Origin of the sequence: Acinetobacter sp. UBA2581, from assembly GCF_002339435.1 — a bacterium.
GTDB classification, from domain to species: Bacteria; Pseudomonadota; Gammaproteobacteria; order Pseudomonadales; family Moraxellaceae; genus Acinetobacter; species Acinetobacter variabilis.
On sequence record NZ_DDLD01000018.1, the window covers coordinates 20,448 to 45,978 of the forward strand.

The following is a 25,531-nucleotide window of genomic DNA, read 5'->3' on the forward strand; positions in this document are numbered from 1 at the left end:
TATGTGATGAATGATGCTGCTTTACATTTCTGTCAGTCGAACCCTATACAGGTGTTGCTAAATGATTAAAGTTTAACTATCGTAAATTCAAATAATTATGATTTTAGGTTTGGGGTTATGTTTTGCAGTCAGTGTGGTCAAAGTAATATAGAAAATGCAAAATTTTGTAGCAGTTGTGGGAGTAAATTAGAAAATTTTGATGAAAGCCAAGCAGCTTTCCAACAACCAACTAAAAACGATAATGAGCTGTTAACAGGACATAAAAAAAAGCAGCCTAGACTTTGGAACCCCAATGCCGCAATAAATTGGAGTTTGTTACTTACTCCGGTATTTGGCTCATACTTACAAATGAAAAACTGGCAGGAAATAGGCAGCACCACTGAGGCAAATAATGCAAAATACTGGTTGATTGGCACCATAATATTTATATTATTTTTAAATCTAGGCACACCCTTTATCTGGGATGACCCTTACCAATTACAAACCTATCCAAAAAGTTTAGGCATTTTATATATTATTGTATGGTATTTTGCTTTTGCTAAATCTCAATCTGATTTTGTCAAAAAACATCTGCATAGTAATTATCAAAAAAAATCATGGGGTATTCCACTTATTATTGCGAGTATTATTTTAATTTCTTCTTTCACTATATTAGACTTCCGTCATAAATCAAAAAACGTACAATTTATTTGATCTTAAATTAATCAGCAAAATTATTTAATTCAAGAGATAATCCTTGGATGAAATTCAAAGATATTCAAAAATTATCAAACGTTAAGTTTCGTAGGCTTACCGGTGTTAGTTGGGCTACATTTAACCTCATGTTGGCCGAGCTAAATAAGCATTTACCTCGTCATATTGGTAAAGGACGACCGCATAAATTACCGTTGGAAGATCGTTTGCTCTTATGTATAGAATATTGGAGAGAATATCGAACATTTTTCCATCTTGGTATGAGTTACGGTGTATCTGAAACGAGTGCAATTCGTATCACACGTGTTATTGAAGATACCTTAATCCGTTCTGGAAAATTCAACTTGCCAAAACAACTTCCTAATCGAGATGAAGTGGATTGGGAAGTTGTTGTGATTGATGCCACTGAAATATTAGTTCAACGTCCAAAAAAAACAGAAGAAATGGTATAGCGGTAAAAAAAAGCGACATACCTTTAAATTTCAGCTATCTATGCACTATATAACAGGTGAAATACTGAGTGTATGTGGAAGTCATGGAAGCATGCATGATTTTAAAATATTTAAAAAAAGCATGAGGAAATTAAAATTTAAGCCCTTTTTTATCGTTGATAAGGGTTATTTAGGGATAAAGAAATTGGGTTTTGGATGCCTCATGCCATCTAAAGCAAAGAAAACTGAAAAACTAGATTCTGAATTAAAAAAGTTAAATAAAGAGATTGGTCGTAGACGAATTCAAGTAGAGCATGTATTTGGAAGGATGAAATGTTTTAAGATTTTATCTTGTGTATATAGAAATCGTCGTAAAAGATTAAACCTGCGGTTTAATTTACTTGCTGGCATATACAATTTAGATTGGGTGAAAGATAAACAATTAAATTGATTGAAAAATGATTTATGAAGGAAGTCTATTGATGGCCACAAGCTCAACAATTATAGATGCTAAATACAAAAGCTCTGCATTAAATAATCAAAAGAAACCGTGGGAAATGGATTGGGATCAGACTAACAGTCAAGTGCAAACTGAACAAAATACAAATGCAGAAAATCATTCTGAAAAATATGTCCAGGAATCAAATTCAAGTAATCCATTTTCTGACCCAAACTATGGGAAAGACCTGAACATAAGCGATAAAACACAAAGTGCTGAGCAACTTCATTATGATTCTATATTAGCTGCACATCCAGATGCACTGGAAATAGCCAAGCAAAAAGAATTTGAAAACTGGATAAACTCACATTCACCAGAATGGCGAAAATATTATGATGATGTAGCCAATTCCGGTACTGCAGATCAGGTTATTCAAATGATGAATGATTATAAAGCAAATATTATCCACTAATAAAAGGCCACCTTTATGGTGGCTTTTTACTGACTTAATTGGGTTAAATTGATTCCCATGAAGATTGTTGAGATGGATCACCACCCTTATATCTATACCCTTCTCTAATTTCTCCCGGTTTGGGAATGCTATTCGATGAAGGTGAAGTATTTAAATACTGTTGCGTCTGGGTATCAAAAATCTGTTGCGGACGATTAACCATAACATTGGCATTCTGATCCCATTCTTGGCCACCACCAACCGTCATGTAACGATCACGACCATTTTGCTCTTTCGCGCCAGTTAAGCGGTCGATCCGTGCCTGAATAGATTGACGCTGCTCATCTGTTTCGGCCTTATCATACATTTCATGCAGTTTTTCAGCCCGTTCAGTCTGTCGAATACCAAAACCTTCTTTTTTCTCAGTCAAGTTTTGCTGACGTTGTTTCAGGCCGAAATCAGTATTGAACTGGTAGTTGTCCTGACCCAGACTGGCAGCATGCCGCATATTTTGACCAGACTCTCGCATTCCAGTCTGTAGAATATTGGCCGAGTTATCTTCAGTGTTGTTTTGTATGCTGGTCGCATTATTCGCATCGGTAATATATCTTTGGTTTGCTAAATTAGCATCACCATCAATTAATTGCTGTCTGAGTCGAAGTTGCCCACCTGTTAATCCTCTTGCTCCCTTAATCACTGTGCTTGCATCTCTAAACAAAGCCTTACGCTCTGCCTCATCAAATTCACTTCGCTGTGGTGCTTGAGGCTGTCTCATGGCTCCAAAGCCTTGCCCTTGCGGATTCATCCGCTGTGCAATAGCGGCCTGAATCTGCTGTTCACTTGGCCCCATCTCCCGGGTATTGGCCATAAGATTTTTTACACCCTGCGGGTCTCTGCTAGGGGTGATCCCACCCGCAAAACCACTACTTTGCAACTCTGGAATACCTGTGGCACGGGCTTGAGCTGCCGCACTTGGATTTGCATAGCTAAAGCTATTACCTTTTTGCTGAATTGCATAAGGATTAGTATTAGTTGATGCGGGTTGTGCTGTCTGCCCTCCAACCGATGAGCCGTACATAGCATCATTTAACTGATCGTTAAACGATGGCGCTGTATTTGTTTTTTGCTGGGCAGCATTATTTTTAGGTGTACCACTTACAATTGATGCCACCTTAGCAGCTGGTTGTGGTTGTGTTTGATTTTCTGTGCCTGATTTCGCTCCAGACAGGCCAAACATTTGCCGCATACCTAGTCGCGCCTGATCGAAACCTTGCCCTGAAAATTCAGCACTAGGTGCAACCATATTGCCACGGTTTGGATTATTTGCACCACCAATCCAAGCTGCAGTACTGCGAGCACCTTCACCTGCACCAGCTGCTAACGCCCCTGCACCACCAATTAAACCTTTACCTAGACCTGTTGCTGTGTTTACCAGTCCACCCACAGGATTCCATGCGCCATTATCATGTTCTGGCGCGAGGAATGTTTTTGCAGTTTTACCAATCCCCCAACCACTTGATTGTGGCTGTTCTTTTGGCTGCACTTGTTGTGTACTTGCTTGAGTTGGAGCTACCGCAGGTGCATTCACTTTAGGTTGTGCTGCTGGAAATTGAATATTCTTGTTATCAGTCAGTGCAATTGCAGTCGATGGTTGGTTAAACCCACTGCGCGGCTGTCCTGCCCCCAGACTCCCTTGTGGCTGGCTCTGTGTTTTTAAATTCCGTTTCCATTCATCCTCAACCAATCCACCATCCCGAAAGAACAACTCTGGCTTTTCACCTGGTTGATCCATGATGGTTTGTGGTAAGCCGCTCGGGGTATGGGTCTGATCTTTCATTTGATCCAAGGCTTGTGCACCGACCGCATGCACCTGTTCTGGTGTCATCTGGAATTCGCCATTACTGACATTTACATCGACTGGCCGGCCTTGACCAAGCTGTTCTAAATTTTTCTCACCAATCTGAGCGGTTGAGTCTGCCGGCATGATATAAGTTCCATCTGGCACAGTCTTTTGTACATCATCAGACGTACCTGTACCCGGACCTTTGATTTTTCCGCCCTGTTTTGGCTGCTGCTTTTTAATTCCGAAGCTCATAAAAAAGCCCTAAATCTTATTTGATTGGTAAAAGATTACCCACCAGATAAGACTTAAGGCGAACCCTAGAGGGCTTACTAAAAATTAATAATAGTTGTAGCTATGGGTTTCGCTTTTGCTTTCGCTTTCGCTGGTCGATGAACTTAAGCCAACACTACCCGATGCACTCATGCTTGCAGATACATGAAGTGCAGACATGGCACCTGCTGCAAGTTGTGCATTGACTGTTCCAACGGCCTTAGCCGCTTCGAGCGCAAGTTTAGATTTCTCTAAGCCTTTGTTCATATTGAAATCGTATTTCTTCATCATCAGATCAGCACGTGCAATAGCCATACGCGCATTAGTTTCTGCAATACGTGTTTGAGAATCCAATGTCGAAATATTGGTACGCGCCACCATATCAATGTATTGGCCTTGCATTTGCAAATTAGAAATTTGCGTCCGTGACTGCATCTCAGCAAACCGAGCTTTTAAGTCTGCCTGGCTTGTCATGATACGAATATTGCCTTCGGTGTTTTTAACTAGCATGTCTTGATTGGCAAGTGCTACACGTGTCGAGAGTTCAGTTTTCTTAAATTGTGTTTCCATATCCGAAATGGCATGACGTGTAATTAAATCACTCCATTTCAATTGTGTTTCAGCTGCATTAATCTGCATACGTGAATTAATTTCAGCATAACGCCCGGCCATATCTGCTTCTGACAAAGCGATTTTGCTTTGCAGGTCAAGGTTAGCCATGGCCGACCGCGCCACCAAATCGTTATGCTTCGACTGCATCTCTGCATTCGATAGTGCAATTCGCGCTTTAATATCTGCATTCTTCCCAATCAAGTCAGCATTCGCGCCTTGAATCCGGGAGTTGGCTTCTTTCACTTTGGTATCTGCTTCAACATTACCAAGTGCCACACGTGTTGCCAGTTCGCTATGGCGCATTTGTGCATCAAGATTGGCAAGATTAATCTTCGACTGCGTATCCATCACTTTCGATTGTGCATCGACGTTAGCCAATGCAATCCGTGAATTAATATCAGCATACTTGCCGGATAATTCAATGTTGGCAATATTGGTACGCGATACAAGATCGGCCATCTTGCTTGAATAGTCCACTTCGGCTAGACGGTTTTGAACACCTAACTTATACATCTCGACGGACTGCATAAAGTGTGTGGTCGTGTTTTGCGCTTCGGCCAATTGGTAATCAATCCGATGTTTCTCTTGCGCAAGATCGGCATGGTATTTATCAAGCCTTAATTTTTCATGATCAATATTTGCCGCTTGGTTTCTAATCAAGATTTCATTTTTTTGTGCGTATGCTGAAATGCGATTGGTATAGTTTTGAATCAATTGATCATTGACTGAAAGTATAGTTTTATTCGCATCAACTTCGGTTTGATACATACCCAGGCGTAATTTATCAAAGTCAATCTCGGTTGAAACTGCATCCACCTCTGCACGATATAATTCAATCTTAGATCTCAGGGTATCGTTACGTTGCGCTACGGCTTTAAGTTGTGAGTTATACACGTCAACTTGCGTGTTAATCGTCTGCAATTTGGTCTGATATACTTCGAGCTCTTGCCTACTTACCTCTTGCTCCATTTTCTTAGATTCGAGATAAACCTTGTAATGATCAAGCTCTTTGAATTGGTGTTCTACCTGAAGTTTATACACTTCAAAATACAGCTTGAATGCTTCGTTCTCAGCGCTATACATTTGCACAACAGCATTATAGATATTCCAAAACGCTTCCATCCGATACTTAAATACTGCAAACTCATAATCACGCTGATCGAGATAGCGTTTATACAAGATTTCTTCGAGTTGTAATCCTTTTTCAATTAAGAAACGGACTTCATCCACTTGCTTGTTAAATGAATCCACACTAATCGTGCGGTTGGCTTCGGCCACACGCATCCGGCCTTCTTCCCGAATTGCGTCCATGCGTTTATCAAGTGCACCTTGCGGTGCAGTAAATCCGCGTGATGACCAATCATCTCGAACTTGTTGTACGGCTCGTGTCGTTGCTCTGTTTTCCCGATCTTCGGCAGCGTTATATAGCAATTTTTCAATATTTTGATAAATCTCAGACCAGGGTGTACCTTCACCGTTAGTCCATTTTGCAATTCGATCATATTGATTTTGAAATACCTTGGCTTCTTCTTTGAACTGCTCCTGATAGCCGCCCTCCTGAGTTTGAAGCAGTTGATCTAAGTCTTTGGTTATACCACTTTCATAAGCTGCTATCGCTTCTTGTACTTTATCCAGTTCGGGAGGTTCTTCATCGAACGTTTTAAGCTCTTTATATTCATACTCTTTGAGCTCTAGTTGTAGAACTTGAGGAAACTCACCAAAGTCAAGATCAGGTGCTTGAACATCATCAATTTTAAAATCGATTTCGGGTTTTGTTGGTAGATGGTAGTCATTACTTAATTGAGGTGCTGTTGGCACAACGAACTGTTCCATCGTCGGCTCATTTTCATTAAAGCCGTTGGTGTCAAGTTGTACTGGCTCACTAAGTGTAAAATTCTCTTGTCTAAAATCTAATCCTTGCGGCTGCGGTGCTTGTGGTGCTTGTGGCAGCGTGAACTGCGGTAAATCCGGTATCGGTGCTAACTGTGGTTCAACCGATTGAAGATCAGGCGTAAAGTTCGGTGCGTCAATCGTGCCACTAAATTGTGGCACATTGGCCGGCATTGGGGCCTTTACCAAATCCAGGCCCACATCATCTAAAACCGGCAGGTCAATTGTGTCCGGTGCGGCCGGAATCGGCAAATGATCTAGGTTAATGGGTTGCGGTGACACTAATGGTGGCGGTGCCAGGCCGCTTAGGTTTGGCACCAATGGCGGCTCAAGTCTAAAATCAAATTGCGGTAACTGTGCCGGATTCGGAACTGAAACATAGGTAATGTTGGGCGCATCAAGATTATTATCTGTACCAAGTTGCGGTATGCTGTCCGGCAATTGTGGCATGGTCAGGTTATCGCCAATACCACCACTTTCAATATTAATGCCGTCTAAATTATCAGTCGGCATGTCAAAATTCACCGCATTAGCCATCTCATCCAATGCTTTACGTGTGCCGCTTAGAAATTCTTTTGACTTATCTTCAAGGAATTTCATTTTATCGTTGACTTGATTAACAACCGGCTCAACTACATAAGATGGATCGGCTCTCCAAGAAACCATTACACTCTCCTTTTGGTCTGTGTCAGATCAATACTAAGATCGTTTAGGTAACAGTGCGAACCAGTCACCTTGACCGCAAACGAGAAGTGTCGCCCTCTCAAACCACGCCCGAATATGACTCGGCCATTGGTTAAATCGTCGGCACGTTCTTGGTTTAATCGATAACGATATTTCTGTAATGCTCCGCTTTGTGTGGTACCCACCACTACATCAAGCGACTTATCCTCACCGCGCAGCTCATATTCAAGATAGGCACCCAATGGATGCACCAATGCACCACGCCCTAGATCAATCTTGCCGGATTGAATTTCACCTTGAACTGTATCTTCAGCATCAATGACAAACACACCTTGATCATTAAGCCCAATCAATTGACCATTCACCACGGCCAAATCATCAAAATAAAAATCTTGGTAGCGACTCATGGCCCAATTATCTACATTCGCGGTCCAAGCATGGCCGCCATGTTGACCATCATTGATAGTATCTTCAAGGAACATCCAATCAGTAAAGTCTTGCTTGGCAAGCAATTGGTCTTGCCACTGGTCTTTCACTTGTAAAATATCGTCAATGACATGGCGATAGGTGCCAAGCACCACAATGGATTCAGCAATGCGTACTTCGTCATCGATATACTGTTTTAAACGTGCCTTGTCCTTGGATTCATCAAGGACCTGTAAGGCATCATGCAGTAATTCAGTCGCCTTGCGTTGTACTGTATCGTGAATCTGTACGCGATCATCGACGTGCTGTTGACTGTATTTAATCCCGGTGATTTCATCAATGCTTTTTAGTACATCAAGCGTACTTACACGTGTACGATGTTGTAGTTGATCAACGACTTGTACGTGATCTTCGATGCTGCTGTAACGCTTTACAGCGTCATTCACGCTATCTTGTAGTTTAAGTTGATCTTGATTATGGCCTTTGGCCAATTGCACACCGCTTGCTTGGTCAGCAATATGCAGTTGATCAATAATGCGCTGTTGAGTTAAATCGCGTACATCATCCCCGGCTGTAACATGATCTTCAATCAATGTCCGGCCAATGGCGCGATGATATACGCTATCTCTGGTTTTAAGTTGATCTTGAATGTGATTCTTAAAGGTTTGTGTACCCTCAAAACCTTCAACAACCTTGAGTTGTTCATGTGTTAATAGCCGCATCTTTTCGCAGTATTGCACATTGATAAGTAGTGCATCATCAATACGCTCAAGCGTTTGCCGGCTGTCTTGCAGCCGGTCAATGGCTTTGGCTAGTTCAACAATATTTTGCCGAGCATTTAAGCGATCCTCTACATGATCTTGAACCCGAACCGATTCGTCCACCGGCTGTAAGGTCCTATCAACCACGCTATCTTGAATCGTGACACTATCTGCTATGGCCGGTGGTGCAATCAAGTACCCAATGACCACCGCAATACGCGCACTTTCTTCAACTACACTTTTCAGCGTTGACCAAAAACTGTCACTGCCGTACACAGTTTCTTGCACATCATCACGGTAAAGGCTCATAGACTGCTCCTGTAGGCGTGGCGAACCACACCCATGCTTATACAGATAGACTTAAACGATAGCTAAGTTCGTACACATCGTTATTCTGGAAAGTACGTGCTGCTGCATACTTGGTCGCAGAGATTAATGTGCCGGTGTTACCGCCACGTGTAGCGTTGGTTAAGAGTGCTGCACCAGTCACGTTTAATTGTGAGGTGGTGGCAATAGTCACGGATGCAACTGCGGCCAGGTTTTCAATCGAATTGCCGTTGGTGTCGGTTGGATTCCATTGTGGACGTGTGGCGTTTGTATAGCCTTCGGAAAGGCTGACAATTTCACCGGCCACGCTTGCAAAGTTCGCTGCGGTCCAATTGGCTGCCGGTGCGGTTGAGCCGCTAAACAGGGCTAAGTAGTAGCCGCTTGCTTTGGCTTTTGCGCCTAACGCCACGTTCAAGATATGGGCAATCCCTTCATTGACTACAAGGTTCGGTGTACGCATCCATTCACCGCCATTGATCCGGTCGAAGTATTCACCACGCGCCAAAATACCTTGCTTGGGGAAGTAAATCCCCTCATCCGTTAGGTCGAAATTTTCATTGTGAACCGCTTGTGCTAGTTCTTTTTTAAGTTGTGTCATTGCAATAACCTTGTTTAAAAACAATAAGGTTACTTTATGATCGTGGTGATTCTACCGTCAAACCCTACACACCGACCACTTTGACCACTTACTCCTTGTATATGCTTGCTCTGCATTTCAATTAATTGGCCTTGATTTGATCCCATACATAAGCCGTTGCTTGCCAACCATAGCGCAGTACGACCACCGCCTTGTCCGACTTCACCGGCATCTTGATTATCTAAAGTGATGGCTGTTCCCTTGATTGGTGCTTGTGCAGTTTTCACTTCAAAGGTGAAATTATCAGGACTTGTGCCACGTAAAAACACCACCTTGTCAACCTGACCAACCCATAGACCACCTTCAACACCCACTACAAAGCTGATGCGCTGCGGTAGTCGCACATAGTCATATCGTGCATCGGTTAAGTGGTAGGTCATGCTTTGGGAAAAGTGCAGCATATTTTTATCGGCTGTGACCAATCGCCCTTGCCATTGCGTTAAAAACTGACCGCTTGGCATCTTGGATAAATGCTGAAAATTAGCAGGTCGCCCACTTGATTCAGCGGTGATATTGACTTCAACAGCATCGGCTGCATATCTGCCATATAAATACAGTTCAGTGCCATTGCTTGAAGTGATATAGACATTCACCCCGGTGATTCCTTCGCCTTTAATCAATGGCACAGTGACACGAATACCGGCATCACCTTCGACACTGATGAACTCAGTACGTGATAACTCCGATTCTATATCGCCACTTAAGTACGAGATGGCTACACCATATTGACCTGCCGATAAACTGCCTGCATCCTTCATCAAGAACGGATAACCAGGTGCATCGAGAGTGATTTTATTTAAGACCGCACCATTGAAGGTAAAAATCCCAAGGCTACCGGCAATGTAGACCAAGTTATTGACCACTTCAAAATTGGCATCATGGCCGACTTGACCGAGTTCTGTGCCGCTAAAGCTGATCGGATCGACTTTATACAGCATCCCCACGTGGTCCATACCGAATACGTCTTTGTGTAGCGGTGATTGCCATAGTTTTGTATAGACCCGATCGGATACCTTACGCCCGGACTTGCGAAGCTCGGCACTGCCGCGATCTGAAATATCAAAGTTGATAATATCGCGCATAAAATATGCCGGACTCTGGCCGCCAACGGTAAGTGCGTCATCATGAGAGGTATTATCTATACCTACGATTGGTAATAATTTCATTGTGTACCTATTCGTTAATCACACCAATGAAAGTGTGAGATTGTTCATTACTGGCAAGTCGGGAGTATCCAAATTTGTATCTTCGACCATGCTCATCTTTGACAGATATGTTCGCATAGTTGACCGATCCAAAAATAACCTTACAGCCATCCTGAAAAAACACGTTGCCAAACTGATCAGGTGACCTTGCATAAAACTCACTTGCATGTTCACGTGTGTGCAACTTATTTGCCATTTCATTGATCGAAACATGCAACTCATATTTGGTGGCAGGCGTACTGATTCTTTCCCTAAAACTATAGGTTTCAACCGTTGGTGGTTCGCCACCATAACGGTCCAGTGTTACCCCACCTGTCGGTGGATTAACCAAGTGGCTAACGTCTTGAGGTAAAGGACCTATCCAGTCCCCACTATCAGCAAAATCACTATAAGGGCCAGTATTGCTGTAATAATGTTCTTCTGCCCAAACCAATTTTCCATCCGTAGGTTTCGGTTTACCGGTCTTTTTGCAGCCCCCATCAAACGAATGGAAAGTGGGTTCATAAGTCCAGAACTCATAGCTATGTGGATCTTCTACCCACATCATACTTAATGATTCATTATATTCGCTTGAGCTGGTGACTTCCTTAAAAGCAAATATGGCTGCTGAGCGCATATAAAACGGCACTACAAAGGCTTCCACAATTTGCTTATTCGATGACTCCCATTCCTGGGTTTTATGGGTGTAGTATCGACTTCTTCTTAGCCTTCCATCAGTCCAGAAATAGAAGTGATACACGGCTAAAGGCTGTCCATAGCCCTTGTCTTCACCGTAGATTTTGGTCTTGATTTCCAGTGGCGCAATTTCCTGTCTGCGGTCAAAATCAGTCGAATAGAAAGTGCCTTTCAAACCGGTTAAGCCTGAATACTCGACCTGCTCCCAATTACCGACAATCATCACGTCATCAAAGTTACCCTCAATGGTTTTGTAAAACTTTCTTTCGTCATGGAAGTTTTTAATTACTTTGAGGTCGTTGTTAATATAATAAGCAAAAACAATGGTATCTATTTTGGGATAAGAGGTTATAGGTCCTTGAGGTGCGAAAGACATGCTAATACAGCCACCCATTAACGGCTCAGGCAGTTTTAAGGTAGTGCCACCATATAAATAGCCCTGGTTTGTTGTAGAGCAACGACCTTCATGAGTAGCAATTGGTTTGCAGGTGTAATTGTCCCAATATTCAACATCCTTGGCCCCATCGTTTCCGGCTCTTTGCAGGAGTTCATTAAAAGGAACACGTCTGATCTTGTAGCGAATTGATTGGGTAAGTGATTCAGATTCTTCCGGTAAAGCAGAAAAAAGCTGTGATAAATAGCGTGATAATCGAATAGATTCTTGAGGGCTTAAATCTGCTGTGTTCTGCTGTGCCATCCACCCCCTATTATCAGCAGATCCTAGTTGCAATGATATTTGATAGGTATATCCATAACAGTAATCGCTTATATAGTCGTAGCAGGTATTGATCAGGTTGGTACCATCCTTATTACAGCTCCACCCACATACACTTGAATATGCAGAATGGTTAAAGAAGTCAGATGAATCACATACTTTAACAATAACACCTGCGCGTACCCAACGCTGAAAATCCGCATTGATCGGGAATGGTTCTCCGCTCGGTATGGCACCAAAACGATCCAGTATTTTCTCTATCTCGGTATCACCAACTAATTCAATATACTCTCTGAATGCTTGCGTTTTGGTTGCAGGGATAATAGGTAACGGCATTGCCCAAACACCAGATGAATCGACCCGGATTAACCAGGGCTCATTTTTATTATCGAAAGTCACGAGATTGGTATTGTTGAATAGAAAGCTGTAATCAATGGTGCCTTTTTCATTGGGTACACCTGAGTATCCGGGCAGTCGGACATTTTCACCCATCTCAGCCATGACTTTCTTTTCAACGGATAAAGGCAATTTCATGCTGGCCTGTTCAACATCATCATCCGGCAGATTATCGATATCCTGACGACCAAACCCACTGACAATCTGCACCACTTCTGCCATAGCACCGGAATACCAGGTTGCTTTTAGTCCTTGATATTGGGTAAACATGACGTTTTCTTCACCCATCGCCTGAATCTCACCAGGGACAAAATACTGTTTATAGAGGTTGGTATAAGGGCATCGAAACTTTTGCAGCTCTCCAAAACTTAACTCACCATCATAATTGGCAAGCCTTTTGAGTGTCATCTTGCTCGGTTTCATTTCTACACCTGAGCCTTTATAAACAACACTTTTATCAATGCAGCCAGAAAACAACATCGGTATGCTGCTTGTTGCGATATTGGTTTCTGTGCGGACCTCTTTTTCAGATTTGCTTTTGAAGGCAATAGCACGAAACAGATCGCCGGTTTGGTAGATAATAACAAAACCACCATCAGGGAGTTCTCGCGTATATTTAACCGTATCGAGTTGTGATACGGCGCGATAGTTGCTGACCTGTTTTGACCATTTATCAATAAAAGACGAATCCCGAGAAGTGATTTCCCCATGATAAACATGCAAACTATAAGGTTTAGGACTGTGCATTTTGGCCACCTTTACGATAGTTGTCAGTATTACCATATGGACGAATATAGTGTACAGCGTGTTTGAGATCTGGAACGCCTAGCAGTGGTTGAGGTGGAATACCTTTAGCCGCGATAATCTGCATACCAGGTGGATCTGGTTGATCCCGGTTATACACTGTCATTTTTAAATTAAATTTCCCTGGCTCATATTCACCTACCACTGCGAAATCATTGCCATGTACAACAGCTTCACGCACCCGGTAACTAATCCACGTAGTTCCGTACATTGAGTGAACTTCACCACCGACACGTGTTGGAACGTGTTCACCTATACGCAGACCTTGCCACATATAGGGTTTATCGTTCGCCAGGCGAGCACCCATACTCAAAGAAGCAATGCCGACTGGTTTTACTTGCCGATGGAAAAGCTCAATTGAATTATTCCCCATTACAAAACTTGCTAGGCCAGACGGCTTAACAATCGGGTCGAATTTAACAATACTACTTACAGCAGGTCGGCCATACAGCGTGTATATCTGATTGGTACGGAATGATATTTGCTGATCACCAATCGGACCTAAAACGCCAATGCGCAAAAAACTCTGACCTTTCGGTTCAATAAACTTCTGTGCATTTTTCAAGGCTGTGTTTTCACCAAACAGGGAGAAGGTACGACCTGTGACCGCAAAAAAGCGTTGCTTGTGCGATACTTTAGGTATCCCGATTTCTATGCCGGGCTCTTTCGTACGAGCAGGCGTTACTCTGGTATCCAGGCCATCAACATAATGCAACGGCAAGCGGGGTCTAGTATGATTATCAATCGCCTGCTGTGGTGCATCCTTCACAGCCCATATAGTGTGCGGTGACATTCGAGGTGAGCCGATCTCAAGAAAATTATCTTTTCCACTATTCACGTAAACACGTCTGTTTTTATGCTCAACTTTTGCTGTACCGATCAAAATCTCCCAATAACCCGGCTCTACACGGACCGTGTTGGCCGTGACGGTGGGTTTCCCAAAAAGCGTAGTGAGATCGGTGCTGTCCGGGCGCAATACGTTTTGTGTGACCACATGGTATTTCCGAAAATCCGTTTCAAAGTTGACAGTGCTCATCCCCTTCGGTTCGATCAGGAACGGTAATACTTCACCACCAATGGATTCAACCTTATGCGTTCTGGATATCTGTGGCGGTAGAATCCCATACGTTGTCAGGTTAATCTTCTGCGTTCTATCCCCGATTTTATGACGACTAAATATCTGGGCATTTAAGGCATCAGGTTTAAGATAACGTGTATATAAGCCGATGTAATGCTGACCAAATTCACAAGAATCAAATTGCCACGGACGAACTTGAGGTGTGACATTCTTGATTGATGGCTCACCTAACAAATCTTTATGCTCCCAATGCGGAGTAATTTTGGTGAATCGCTCTGCGGCATAAAACCAACCATAACGCACGCTATCAATCGATCTTGGTTCAACATAACGCACACCAAGTTTTACTTCCGGCATCGGGACCACTGGTGGTGCAATCGAATAACCTTCCTGTATTCTCACGTTACGTATCGCATGTGAAATCATGGAGTTTCCGAACAGCGTTTGTTCACCTAAACTAATGAAACGATAAATGCGTCGCGTGTTTTCAACTTTGGCCACACCGTAAAGACTGTGTGCAAAACCTTTAGTAGTAACCGCTTTACCGGATAACCATACTGTATTCCAGGTTGAAATATGAGGTGGCTCTAAAGCTATCGCTTTAACATATCTGATACCGTGAGCGACCATCGATTTTGAGGGCTGTTCTATCGGTGAACTGATCCCTTGCGGATAGATAACACGCGCACCTAAAGTCAGGTTTTGATAACCGAACACCTGGAATATGGTGCCGTGTGTCTGTACTTTGCGGTTTCGATTGAATACTTCGTGCTGCTTTATTTCAGGGAACAGTGGACCTGCAGCACGACTGGTATCATCATGGTAGGGCTTGATGTACTGGTCTGAATTAAAAATATCGATGTGACCAAAGCGAAAATCGAGCTTTTCACCTACAGTCAGGAAACCTTTAGGCTTGATATGCTGAGTAGAGTTGTAGATCTCAGTCTGACCAAAAATCGTGCCGAAGCCTTGCGGATATACTGTCTGGCTTTCAGGAACGATACGGGTACCGAATCGCAGGAAGTCAAAACCTTCCATTTGCACAATGCGTGACACACCGACACGGTGATTGGTCGGGAAATACTGCCAGATTCCACGTGGCTCAATATATCGTGGTGAATGTGAAGCCCAGGATTTACCGAAACGTGTTAACGGCTGATTACTATTTTGCTCAACATAGCGAACAGCGTATGCAATACGTGTATTACCGTACAGTGTAGAAGGGTTTTGTTGCCTGGTGGTGACGTACTGCTCTTTATAACTTATACGCGGTTTGCTGATTAAAAAGAAATAAGCACCTGACGTATTCACATAACGTGTGCTGCTCTCTATTTTCGTAGTACCGAATCGGGTGTAAATCGCTCCTGAAACATCGAGGTATCGCTTGCCGTTTTGTGCTTTGGTGGTACCAAATAGCGTCATCACCCTACCGGTTGGGCGAATAACAGAATCCGAGTTTCGTACTTGCAGCTGACCGAATAGGCTGCTCACCCAACCTGCAGTGCGTGTGAAGGTCCAGTAGTTGTATATGACTGGAACACCTAGCACCATACTGTTTAAAGCGTTAGGGCGTAGTGTTTCGGCACCAGTATAAATATGCGCTGTACCGAAGGATTCAGAAAATATAGCATCTGGCGTTAAATAACTGACCTGACCAGACTGATCTTCTTCATCCAAATCGATGATCACATTCAACGCATGAAGTGGTGTATAACTTTCCTCAGCTTCGATGTCGAAAATCAGATTTAAGGGATGGTCAGGTTCATAGCTCATATTATACTGCCACAATCATATCTTTGATTTTAGCGTTTCGTTGGCGTGATTCATCGAAAACCGTCACATAACATTCCAGGTCTTTCGCAATGTTACCGAACTTAAATTGACCGGAAGGATCAGTTTTTATCTCCCACAACAATGTTTTGGTACTACGCTTAAATACTTGCACTTTAATACCCGACAGAGGCTCACCAGATAAGCGCACCGTACCTTTAATACGGCCAAAACCTTGATCTTCATTCAGCACTGTGATGAATGGTATTGGTTTTGATAAAACCTTATAACCCATGAGAATTAGCTTGTCATAATTTGGTTCATATCCGCCAAAAAAAACACGACATAATTTAAGACCCAATTTTTATCTCCTCTACAGGGACAGCAAAATATTGAATAGACGTACTTGATCTGGCTGTCGATAAGGTGTGTATCTTGATCAAAGATTCAAGGTCTATATCATAGGTTTCTGAAGGACTGTTGGCTGGTGAGGGTAAAGGACGATTGCTTGCCCCACTGTTATAGTTGATGCAATACAACCCTAAACCATAGCCAATAAACTGCCGAGTCGTATGTTCGTATATTTGTAGGTGAAATGCCGTGGTAGTCTGCTCACCTTGAATATCGTTTGGCAAGAAAGATGATATTGAGTTACCACTACTTATTGCTGTTGATGTGGATGTGCCGCCAGTGAACGCTACGCGAATGTTGCCAATTCTACCTAAATCACCGGCTTCACCCTGAGCCAACTCCAAGGCTGTAGTTGAAGTGATTGAAGCAATTGTGCAGCCAAGTACCAACGGATAGTCTATTGCTTCAAAGTCAAATGTATGAGCAGGGAATATCCCTAATATACGCCCACCATTATCTGTCATTCCAGCACCAGTTAAAAATGCCAAATGGTACATACTGCCAACTACACAAGCTTTACCATAAGCAGATAAACCTTGAGAATACGTGTAAGAATCGGTGGAAGGTTGGTGATTGTTACTGGTAAAGCCCAGAACGAATCCAGTTACAATACTTGTGTTGTTGCGACACGTATCAAGAGAATATGAATCGGTGATCTCGCCTGCACTCAGGTTAGCCGTTTTTCCAATGCAAACGTTCACAAGACTTTTCCCATTCACACCCGGCGTTGAGAATACAAAACGTACATAACACTCACGCTCGTCAAGATATCTCATCTTATAAAGCTGTACCAGACCTGATTCGTATTCCAGTGTCCAACCTAACGATGCAATATATGTGTCAAAACCGCCAGGAATTACTGTAGGCGCATCTTCAAGTGTAAAAGTGAGAGTGGTTGGGGTAACTAAATCAATCCAAAACTCACCGTTATTTATGTCAGCCAATAAACCTGAATCAATTTTTAACACACGATTAGCACTGTAACCATGCACACTGGCGTAAGTCAGCGTCACCCGGTCAACAAGCACAGAAACAGATATAACTGTTTTGACGTTATATCCATTACTTAACATTTTTTTGAAACGGTCAGGAAAAAGTGCTTTTGAACTTACGTGAAAGTCCAAGCCCTCATCAGAAAAATCAAAGAGTTTAGTTTGTGTCTGCTTCATCGATTAGCTCCCCATAAACCGTTTCATTTTTCCAGTAACCTTTTGCAAAATGCCATTCGGAATATTTTTTGAAAAAACCATCCTCATCAGCAAGTACGTGCGATTCAATCGCGTCACGTATCCATTCCTCAATGTTATGGCTACCACGATTTTCATCACCGTAAAATTCATTACAGTACATTTGAAACGGTGCGCTATTGATTAGGCGATACCAGTCATGCTTAAACACGATATCGCCTCCCATGGTGATGGGTTCGGGTGCAATCGATTCCATCTGCACAATAATTGGTGGTGGCTTAACAGAGCTATCTACCTGGACAACGATTGCATCTGGGGTGTTCTCAAGTTCGGACATAGGCTTCTCCACCCATGACAGAGGTGTGTCATGGGTTAAAATCTTCTATCAAAAAATAATCATAAGCTATTAAACTTTATAGATTTTATTTGCACCGTTGTCCCAGGTGATAATAATATCCCCGCCGTTCGGTGTGATTGGTAAGCCAGTTGCAGTATCCAGATATGCTAACAATGGACTGGTCGCCTCACTACCTGTATCGACATAGATCACGATGGCACCAATTGCACCACCAGAAACCGCTGTGAATGTTGCATCGTTGGCATCGGCTGCACCGCCATCAGTGGACTTACCGGTTAAAGTGACTGGACCGGCAATACGCGCAGAACCGGAAATGTCAGACAGGAATTTATGCGTACCAGCATTGACGGTATAAGCACTGGTGCTGACCAGTAAAACCTTAACGGTATCTGACAACCAGTTGAACTGACCTTCAAGGTAGCCTTTCCGTGCTGAGTCGTAGAGCGTATTCGCCATGATAATTATCCAAATAATAAAAACATGGCTTTATGATGTGAAAGTAGGGTCAGATTCGACCAACCCTACACGGGCCTTAAGAGCTTATGGCCAGAATGGTGTGACATGGTGTTCAAAATCTTCACGAACCTCACGACGTAAGTTGCTATCAGGCCGATCACCAAAGTAGTCAATAAATTTATACTCTGCGATCTGGGCACGGTTTGGATCCATAAACTCAGTATCAGGAATGCTGAATGCTTTATGCAATGCCCATTGCACCAGGTGTGCATGATGTGCCTGATTGATTTCCGGCTGATCTGTATCCTCTACCATATCCACAAGCGGTAAGCGATAGCCTTCAATGATCAGGGTACCGTTCTGCTCAGGTCGTGGTACCAGACGTAAACCTATATCAGATTGAATTGCATGTTCTGGATCACCGATTCTCGTACGCCAGTTGCTGTGATAGCGATGACTGAGAACTTCTTCAGAAGCCAGCTTTACTTCATTTTCACACTGGCCATGACCAAGATCAAAGCGTAAATGTGTCAATTCATAGATACGCGGATCAAGCGGGTACTGTGCCTGCCCTGCTGTAATTTGAATACGGCAGATTGTGGCATCTTCTGCTTCATGCAAAAGACGGCCGCGGATACAGGCCTCATGAACTGCGTCATTTAGCCATGCATCCACATCTTCATCACTGGTGAAGTATGGCTGTACCGAATCACCGGCTTCAACACGAAATCGACGACGCAGTTCTTTTAAGTCCATATTTAGATCGCTCCAAACTGACGTACTTTTTCAATCGCTTTATCTTTCAGCTCATCCAGCTTGAATGAGTTCGGATTTACTTCCTCGCCATAGTGCGCCTTGATGTAATCCGTCACAGCCTTTTTGGTACCGAACTGCTTGATCGATTCAACCTCATTGAAAATTCGATCCTGTTCCTGCTTCAGCTTGTCCTGTTCAGCCTTTTGCTGTGCCAGAATTGCATCGGTATCATCCAGATCTTGTGCTACAGGTGCATCACCTGCTTCTACTTCTTTGAATTCAGGATGACTCAGGAACTGCTTCGCAAAGTTGCTTGGTACCATACGTGGCTGGCCACAGTTAAATACCAGTTTGGTGCCGTACAAGTTATCTGTGAACTGGTCTTTCGGGCCGTCATAGACAATGGTCACGCCTGCTGTTTTAACTTGCGCTGCTGCCGCTGCACCAATTGGCTGAGTCTTTTGAGCTGCCACCTGCAGCTGTAGTTTGACAAGTTCGCCATTCAATGCAGACACATCATCAGGATCAGGCATATCTTTCAGTAAAGTCACCACTGCTTTAAACAGATAGTCTTTGGTTTTCTGCTCTGCAGGTAACTGGTCATAAGGCAGGATGCAAGGATGGGTTTTCTTTTCCAGATCTTTTACTTCACCATAGGTCCAGCCATCTTGTTCTTTTTGGGCTAACCAAGATTCATGTGACTGCTCAGGTGTGGTATCCGGGTTTTCTAAATGCAGCTTTACGCCGTACTCAATACTTTTTTTGAGTTCCTCAGAGGTTTCTTCCCAGGGTAAATGAGACTGATCACCCAGTGATGCGGAATATGCCAGATTCATTCCATGTGCAATTGCTGCCAATAAAGCGATTTTCATAATGATTCCTCATGTGAAATATAAAAAAGGGATGGTGACTCGCTGAAAATCATCCATCCCATAAACTTCATGTTTTTATACTTTTACTTAACGCGGGCCAGTCAATTCACCAGACACCACAATCTTGATGTCCGATGCTTTGGCATTGGCCGCACCACCCGTGGTGAGCGTTAAAATCGCAGGCTTTGGCAAAGTCACCAACTTGGTACCGGTTGCACGTAAACGTGCTGCGGTCGCCAGTGCACCACCGTTAATAAAGTACGCTGCATCCTGCGGTACTTCGCTTGAGTCCACACCATCAGCATATTTAAAGCCCAGTGAACCAGTCACAGCTTCGGTCATCGCCGTATTGATAAGCACCTGTGCATCATCCAGTCGGAAGCCTACTGGCAATAAACCCAACTCGATTACATCACCTGAAGCCACTGCCACATCGGAATTGGAATCCAATACTGCGCCTGCCGCATTCGTAGCCAATGAGAAAACAAAGGCTGTCACGTTGCCGTATGGCACTGCACCACCGAAGCGATTCACAAATCCGCTATTACGTTTAATTGTAGCCATGAGTTAAATACTCCTAAATTTTGACGTAGGGCTGATCACTCAGCCCTGTTTCAGCCTTAGCCCTGGATTTTCACTACGGTATCGACTGCAATCACACCATGATCGGTGTACTGCATGTTGCTACCATCACCATCCACATCGACATCAAAGCGGATTTTCTTCACGCCACGAATTGTTCCGATCAAAAGCTCAGCCTTATCGCCATGATCCAGATCACCCTTTTCAGACCAGAAGTAAGGCACACCCGAGGTTTTATGTGCAGCAAATGCTTCTGCCAACGCTTGGCCACCCAAGATGATTGAACGATCCACCGCATGCGTTTTACCAAAGCTTGCAGGTACAAGCGCTGACGCTTCTGCTTCAGAGGTATAGCTTGTTGCATACTTGATTGCATTACCTGCAAAGAAGCGGATGGCATGTGACATTTTGCGGATCAGGAAGCCGTTCCAGATACCCACATCACCACGGAACAACGGATGCAACTTGGCATTCGATGCACGCGCTACCGCATCAGCTACGAACTGACGGAAGTTTGGCTGTTTTGCGAACCAGTTATACTGCGCTGGAGATACCAGCCATACACGTAATGGCGAATCTTCCGATCCATCATCGCCTTCAACCTTAATACACGGTGGCGGTAGGATCATGTCATCCAGCACCTGCTTCATTGAATCCACAGTGTCCAGTGTGAAAAGGTCTGTAGTTGCCAGAGATGCTTCACCAGCATTGGTGGTAAATGATTTAACGCCTTGGCCATCGACCATAAAATGACGGTTTTTGGTTGGTGCCAGAACCTTGTTCACCATAATTTTGGCAAACTTCGGATCTTCCTCAGTTGGGATTGGCCATTCCACGTTTTTAACGAAACCACGTGCACCACACAGATGAACTAAAAGAGACATATCGCTATAGCGATCCATCAAGTCCTGTGCAATTGGACGACCCATACGACGGAAATCTACTGGTGAACGGATCTGAGTCATGACGTTGCCCAGATCTACAGGGAAACGTGCCTGGTCTACACGCAGACGATCTTCAACGATCGACATACCGACACCGCGACCTTCAGCATATTCACTACCCATGATCGGATAAGCGTTTACTGGCTGGATTAGGTTATAGGTAACTTCATCACCCAAGCCTTTACCCAAATCTTGAACACGTACAATCGGCATGTGTTTAGAGGTTTGTTTTTTAATGGTCGCTTCTGCACTGCCTTCACCTTTTGGCATTGGGCCAACCAGGTTATTCAGTGTGCTTTTACGGCGTAAGCTTTTTGCAAAGAGTCCAACGGACTGTTGCATCATATTGGTTTTATCGCCGTATGCGGCATGGGTTTTATCAGTCATGGTATTCTCCACTAACAAATTTATGCACGACGGCTCATGTACGCTTCGACTTGATCAGGGGACCAGTTCTCCATTTCTGCGAGAAGTTCAGGACCACTAAGAGCCGACAAACGTTCATCAGGGGATAATGCTGCAGGTGAACCTGCAGGTAGATCCGTCACGCTGTGCGGTACTTTGGATGGAGCGTTCTGTACAGCTTGCTTGGCTTTTTCCACCATGGCCTGTGTTGGCGCTGGTGTATCAACCTTTGGACTGACATTGTTTTGGGACTTGTACAAACTTAAGAGTTCAACCACCTGCTCTGCATTGCCCTTGTTCAATACATCGTCATAGGCACTGCGTATAAAGCTTGGTTGCGCATCTTTCCATGCCTGAAACTCTTGCGATTCTGGAATCGATTCATAGTCAGGATGTGCAGATCCGATATAAGCAAAGTGTTGTTGTTCCGCACTCAGCTGTTGCTGCTGCTTAAACGGTGCAAGGGCTGCATCCATCATGCTCTGCACTTGTGCAGATACACGCTGGCTCACCAGTGCTTCGACTCCCTTGGCAATCGCTTCTTCTGAGAAATCACCAAACATGGCCATCACATCAGCATTATTTCCACTTGCCTCAATGACTGCCTCTGCTACAGCTGCATTCTGCTGTGCGACCTGAGTGTTACCAGGTGTCTGCTGTGCTGCTAACTGCGCAGTGAGTTGTTCCACTTGCTGCTTATACTGCTGTACTTGTTCACGGGTTTCTTGCAGTCGTTCATAAGGAATGGTGTGTTTTCCATCCTTCGCTAAGACCACAGAATTTTCCGCATTTTCTTCAACTGGTGGCGTTGGTTCAGGTGCCGGTGGTGGTTCCACTGGTTCTGACGGAGCCGGCTCAGGTGAAGCTGTCCCTGCATCTGCTTTTACGTCTTCTGGTGTAGTGGCTGGCACACTACCTGTTTCTGCAGCTGGTTCTGCAGTCTCGCCAAATAGCGCAGCTTCTAATAAGCTTGCGCCCAGATTCTGTTGATCAGCATCCGCGTTAATGTCTGTCGTTAAATGCTCTGTATTACTCATGCCTTTCCTGCCACTTATCGCTGTAGCCGCATATAGGTGAAGTGCTGACTTTTAAGAGTCGCTTGCTGTCGATTGCTCAACGTAGGCTTGAGTATTTGGGATATGGCAATAGATGGTCGAACCCTACACGGGGGCAATAGGTAGGCAATAAAAAAGCCACTAATTAAGTGGCTTAAATAGATTGAATGTAGTTATAGATCTAATCGTCTATTTGCTTCAATTTCTGCATCAGTAGCATGGCGAAACTCATCATTACTAAATGGGTATAACAAATTTTCTCCACAATCCAATAAAGAGTGATTAGGACGCCAATTGGTTGTATGTATCCAAGTCCATAACTTTGGTGCACATCTTTTGCTGATCATGACAACCTTGTCACCTTCCTCATAAATATTATGTTCCCGGCGGTATTCGAGAAGTTCTTTAACTAAATCTTCGTGAACAATCCACCCAGAAGAAGGGTGATATATACCAACTTCATCAACCGCTTCCTCAAAGTCTTTTATATTCTGAGTAACAATAGCTTTAGCCTTCTCATACCCGCCTAATTTCTCTATCAAATCCATCTCATTTGCTTTCATACATTCAGCCACCAATAAATATCTTCAACTGTTTGTTTGAGTGATGTTGAATACTTATTCAATTTACCATTGTGATAAATTCGAAATTCACCATCACGATTAAAGCAGACCTCAACTTTTATAAAATCAAAGTAACCTTGGCCACGGAGCATGCTGGAGAGAATTACCCGAATCTCATCCTTAGTTAATTTTTTAATCTGATGCCAATCCATTCTTATTCTCCAAAAAAAGCCCACCCTTGGGGAAAGGTGGGCAAAAAAGGGTAAGAACCCACAGCGTTATCTGGCCCTGAGCGTAGGAGTCGAACCTACCGTACCTGAGGGATTGGTACGTGCACCGCCTGCAGCCAAGGATTCGTTCCCACAAGATGCTACGAATAACATCGAGGGGAACCGGCAGTAGTTTTAAGAGATAGCAACGCTCTTATTGATTGACAAGCGCACGGTACAAACGATTTCTTGTGGTTCTGCTTTCCCTGCGGCTAACCCCAGTTGCTACTTGCATCACTCCACCACATCAGCTGTGGATTCAATCAATATGCTCGTCTTTCCGAACCGTCAATGGAGATTAAACAAACCTTGGCTTGTTCACCGAATGATGCTCAGCACCACCCGATATATTTATAGTAAATCGCCGGTTTACGACGGCGTGTATAAAAAAAATACAAACAGTTCAAAGTGGTAAATATTTTAATTGCTCGACAAAAAACTCGAAGGTTTCCTGCTGGATCGTCTCTGATTCATTGTCGAATAAGAGACTATAACGGTCATCGATACGACGGAACGAGAACGGAATACCATCTGCGGTCATACCGTACAGATCCAGTGCATCAGATGACTCATGCTCAATCGTGAACTCAGTATCATCAGTCCAGCTATTCAGGAAGTTATCGAAGCGTTCGCATAGTGGCCCTTCCTCTGCATCTAACCAGTGCGACTCATCTTCCTGCTTTGGCTGGGTCGCAATGGCCACAGCTATCGCCATGGTCAATGTAGAAAGTTTGAATGGTGGAGCAATTATAGAAATCGTCTTAGTCATAACGGATCGTTGCTCCTTTCAACCAGCCACTGCACACAGTACCAGCCACACGCTCACCCTTTGGATTCGTCGCAGTAAACTTAGTAGCAAATGTGTCATCCTCAGAGCATGAAAAGAATGCACGACCATGAGTTTCAATATCCGTAAAACCTTGGGCCTTCAAAGCCTTGTTTGTATCATTCGGTGATGAACAAGCCGTGAATGCAGCTGCAAACAATAGAATCAAAGTTGCTTGTAAGAATTTCATATAAATCTCCTCAATCCATTTGAGAGTGGACATAGCAATCCACACCCTTGGACTTTAGATAGTCTTTAGCTGCTTCAATGCCAGCTGTGTTTTTATTGCCTTGGCCATATGAGCGGCTTATCACAAAAGCACCAGCATACGACCAGTGCTTATAACAATTGATTCCAGCATTTTTCAAAGTTGATTCTCTTACGCCTTTCAGCCCACAGATAACCACTTTGTCTAAGTTCGCAGTGCCACCATCATCAGTCTTATCTGCGGCCTGCTGACCGATGGACAATGCCCCATCGATCAGCGTTTTAAGTTCTGAATACTTATTCAACCCAGCACCCATTCATTTTTATAAGCCATTTCTTTAAGCATGTTGATCGCACTATCAAATGCCACAACTTCGGTGATGCCATTCATTATGATTTGTGGACTCGGTGTATCACCTTCTCCCAAAATATTCACCGTAATCACACATTGCCAATAATCCAACTGATCACTAGTCACTGCTTCTTTGAAGTCAAACGTTACTGGACCGATCAATGGCAATATCTTTAGCGTC

Annotated in this window: 24 protein-coding genes and 1 pseudogene; 4 read left to right on the top strand and 21 right to left on the bottom strand. The window is 43.6% G+C overall.

The features are described from left to right. Nucleotides 1–117 precede the first annotated feature (117 nt). From B3Q46_RS01805 to B3Q46_RS01820, 4 genes and pseudogenes are all read left to right on the top strand, one after another. Entirely contained in the window at nucleotides 118–693 is a 576-nt protein-coding gene (locus tag B3Q46_RS01805) for a zinc ribbon domain-containing protein (protein ID WP_286713013.1), read from the top strand. A 47-nt stretch (nucleotides 694–740) separates the two neighbouring features. Continuing rightward, on the top strand, nucleotides 741–1,145 hold the full coding sequence (locus B3Q46_RS01810; protein WP_000669095.1) for a transposase family protein: 405 nt from the start codon (nucleotides 741–743) through the stop codon (nucleotides 1,143–1,145). 37 nt (nucleotides 1,146–1,182) lie between these two features. After that, a pseudogene (locus B3Q46_RS01815) lies at nucleotides 1,183–1,575 on the top strand (transposase family protein); the annotation flags it as partial. 31 nt (nucleotides 1,576–1,606) lie between these two features. After that, nucleotides 1,607–2,035 carry a hypothetical protein gene (locus B3Q46_RS01820; RefSeq protein ID WP_286713028.1) on the top strand — a complete coding sequence of 143 codons (429 nt, stop codon included), beginning with the start codon at nucleotides 1,607–1,609 and terminating at the stop codon, nucleotides 2,033–2,035. 43 nt (nucleotides 2,036–2,078) lie between these two features. On the opposite strand, the gene B3Q46_RS01825 is transcribed toward B3Q46_RS01820, so the two are convergent. The 21 genes from B3Q46_RS01825 to B3Q46_RS01925 form a co-directional block, all read right to left on the bottom strand. Further along, complete coding sequence (locus tag B3Q46_RS01825) at nucleotides 2,079–4,109, bottom strand: hypothetical protein (protein WP_286713030.1); 2,031 nt, start codon at nucleotides 4,107–4,109, stop codon at nucleotides 2,079–2,081. A gap of 84 nt (nucleotides 4,110–4,193) precedes the next feature. After that, complete coding sequence (locus B3Q46_RS01830) at nucleotides 4,194–7,295, bottom strand: coiled-coil domain-containing protein (protein ID WP_286713032.1); 3,102 nt, start codon at nucleotides 7,293–7,295, stop codon at nucleotides 4,194–4,196. Further along, nucleotides 7,295–8,809, bottom strand: coding sequence for a hypothetical protein (locus B3Q46_RS01835; protein WP_286713034.1), 1,515 nt, complete (start codon nucleotides 8,807–8,809; stop codon nucleotides 7,295–7,297). Before B3Q46_RS01835 ends, B3Q46_RS01830 begins: the two co-directional genes overlap by 1 nt. Nucleotides 8,810–8,846: 37 nt before the next feature. Beyond that, on the bottom strand, nucleotides 8,847–9,425 hold the full coding sequence (locus B3Q46_RS01840) for a hypothetical protein (protein ID WP_286713036.1): 579 nt from the start codon (nucleotides 9,423–9,425) through the stop codon (nucleotides 8,847–8,849). Nucleotides 9,426–9,454: 29 nt separating this feature from the next. Then, entirely contained in the window at nucleotides 9,455–10,630 is a 1,176-nt protein-coding gene (locus B3Q46_RS01845) for a hypothetical protein (protein ID WP_286713037.1), read from the bottom strand. Between the two features lie 7 nt (nucleotides 10,631–10,637). Next, nucleotides 10,638–13,202, bottom strand: coding sequence for a hypothetical protein (locus B3Q46_RS01850; RefSeq protein ID WP_286713039.1), 2,565 nt, complete (start codon nucleotides 13,200–13,202; stop codon nucleotides 10,638–10,640). After that, complete coding sequence (locus B3Q46_RS01855) at nucleotides 13,189–16,110, bottom strand: hypothetical protein (RefSeq protein WP_286713041.1); 2,922 nt, start codon at nucleotides 16,108–16,110, stop codon at nucleotides 13,189–13,191. Before B3Q46_RS01855 ends, B3Q46_RS01850 begins: the two co-directional genes overlap by 14 nt. 1 nt (nucleotide 16,111) lies before the next feature. Beyond that, nucleotides 16,112–16,468: a carboxypeptidase regulatory-like domain-containing protein gene (locus tag B3Q46_RS01860; RefSeq protein ID WP_286713042.1), complete on the bottom strand. Its 357-nt coding sequence runs from the start codon at nucleotides 16,466–16,468 to the stop codon at nucleotides 16,112–16,114. Next, nucleotides 16,458–17,687, bottom strand: coding sequence for a hypothetical protein (locus tag B3Q46_RS01865; RefSeq protein WP_286713043.1), 1,230 nt, complete (start codon nucleotides 17,685–17,687; stop codon nucleotides 16,458–16,460). The genes B3Q46_RS01860 and B3Q46_RS01865 overlap by 11 nt, the downstream gene beginning before the upstream one ends. Next, on the bottom strand, nucleotides 17,668–18,042 hold the full coding sequence (locus B3Q46_RS01870) for a hypothetical protein (RefSeq protein WP_286713045.1): 375 nt from the start codon (nucleotides 18,040–18,042) through the stop codon (nucleotides 17,668–17,670). The genes B3Q46_RS01865 and B3Q46_RS01870 overlap by 20 nt, the downstream gene beginning before the upstream one ends. Nucleotides 18,043–18,111: 69 nt before the next feature. Beyond that, nucleotides 18,112–18,519 carry a hypothetical protein gene (locus B3Q46_RS01875; RefSeq protein ID WP_286713047.1) on the bottom strand — a complete coding sequence of 136 codons (408 nt, stop codon included), beginning with the start codon at nucleotides 18,517–18,519 and terminating at the stop codon, nucleotides 18,112–18,114. An 84-nt stretch (nucleotides 18,520–18,603) separates the two neighbouring features. Continuing rightward, entirely contained in the window at nucleotides 18,604–19,275 is a 672-nt protein-coding gene (locus B3Q46_RS01880) for a hypothetical protein (RefSeq protein ID WP_286713049.1), read from the bottom strand. A gap of 2 nt (nucleotides 19,276–19,277) precedes the next feature. Continuing rightward, nucleotides 19,278–20,147 (bottom strand): RyR domain-containing protein, encoded by an 870-nt coding sequence (locus tag B3Q46_RS01885; protein WP_286713051.1) that lies wholly within the window; start codon nucleotides 20,145–20,147, stop codon nucleotides 19,278–19,280. An 87-nt stretch (nucleotides 20,148–20,234) separates the two neighbouring features. After that, nucleotides 20,235–20,711, bottom strand: coding sequence for a hypothetical protein (locus B3Q46_RS01890; RefSeq protein WP_286713053.1), 477 nt, complete (start codon nucleotides 20,709–20,711; stop codon nucleotides 20,235–20,237). Between the two features lie 56 nt (nucleotides 20,712–20,767). After that, the gene (locus B3Q46_RS01895; protein ID WP_004646854.1) at nucleotides 20,768–22,060 is read right to left on the bottom strand and encodes a DUF4043 family protein; all 1,293 of its coding nucleotides are present in this window, start codon (nucleotides 22,058–22,060) and stop codon (nucleotides 20,768–20,770) included. A 20-nt stretch (nucleotides 22,061–22,080) separates the two neighbouring features. Next, nucleotides 22,081–23,115 carry a hypothetical protein gene (locus B3Q46_RS01900; RefSeq protein WP_286713058.1) on the bottom strand — a complete coding sequence of 345 codons (1,035 nt, stop codon included), beginning with the start codon at nucleotides 23,113–23,115 and terminating at the stop codon, nucleotides 22,081–22,083. A gap of 191 nt (nucleotides 23,116–23,306) precedes the next feature. After that, a complete protein-coding gene (locus B3Q46_RS01905; protein WP_286713060.1) occupies nucleotides 23,307–23,696 on the bottom strand; it encodes a hypothetical protein in 390 nt (129 codons plus the stop codon). Next, nucleotides 23,693–23,908: a hypothetical protein gene (locus B3Q46_RS01910; RefSeq protein WP_005107069.1), complete on the bottom strand. Its 216-nt coding sequence runs from the start codon at nucleotides 23,906–23,908 to the stop codon at nucleotides 23,693–23,695. The genes B3Q46_RS01905 and B3Q46_RS01910 overlap by 4 nt, the downstream gene beginning before the upstream one ends. A 460-nt stretch (nucleotides 23,909–24,368) precedes the next feature. Further along, on the bottom strand, nucleotides 24,369–24,734 hold the full coding sequence (locus B3Q46_RS01915) for a hypothetical protein (protein ID WP_286713063.1): 366 nt from the start codon (nucleotides 24,732–24,734) through the stop codon (nucleotides 24,369–24,371). After that, nucleotides 24,727–24,981 (bottom strand): hypothetical protein, encoded by a 255-nt coding sequence (locus tag B3Q46_RS01920; protein ID WP_286713065.1) that lies wholly within the window; start codon nucleotides 24,979–24,981, stop codon nucleotides 24,727–24,729. Before B3Q46_RS01920 ends, B3Q46_RS01915 begins: the two co-directional genes overlap by 8 nt. A 10-nt stretch (nucleotides 24,982–24,991) precedes the next feature. Next, nucleotides 24,992–25,303, bottom strand: coding sequence for a hypothetical protein (locus B3Q46_RS01925; RefSeq protein WP_286713067.1), 312 nt, complete (start codon nucleotides 25,301–25,303; stop codon nucleotides 24,992–24,994). Between the last annotated feature and the right edge of the window lie 228 nt (nucleotides 25,304–25,531).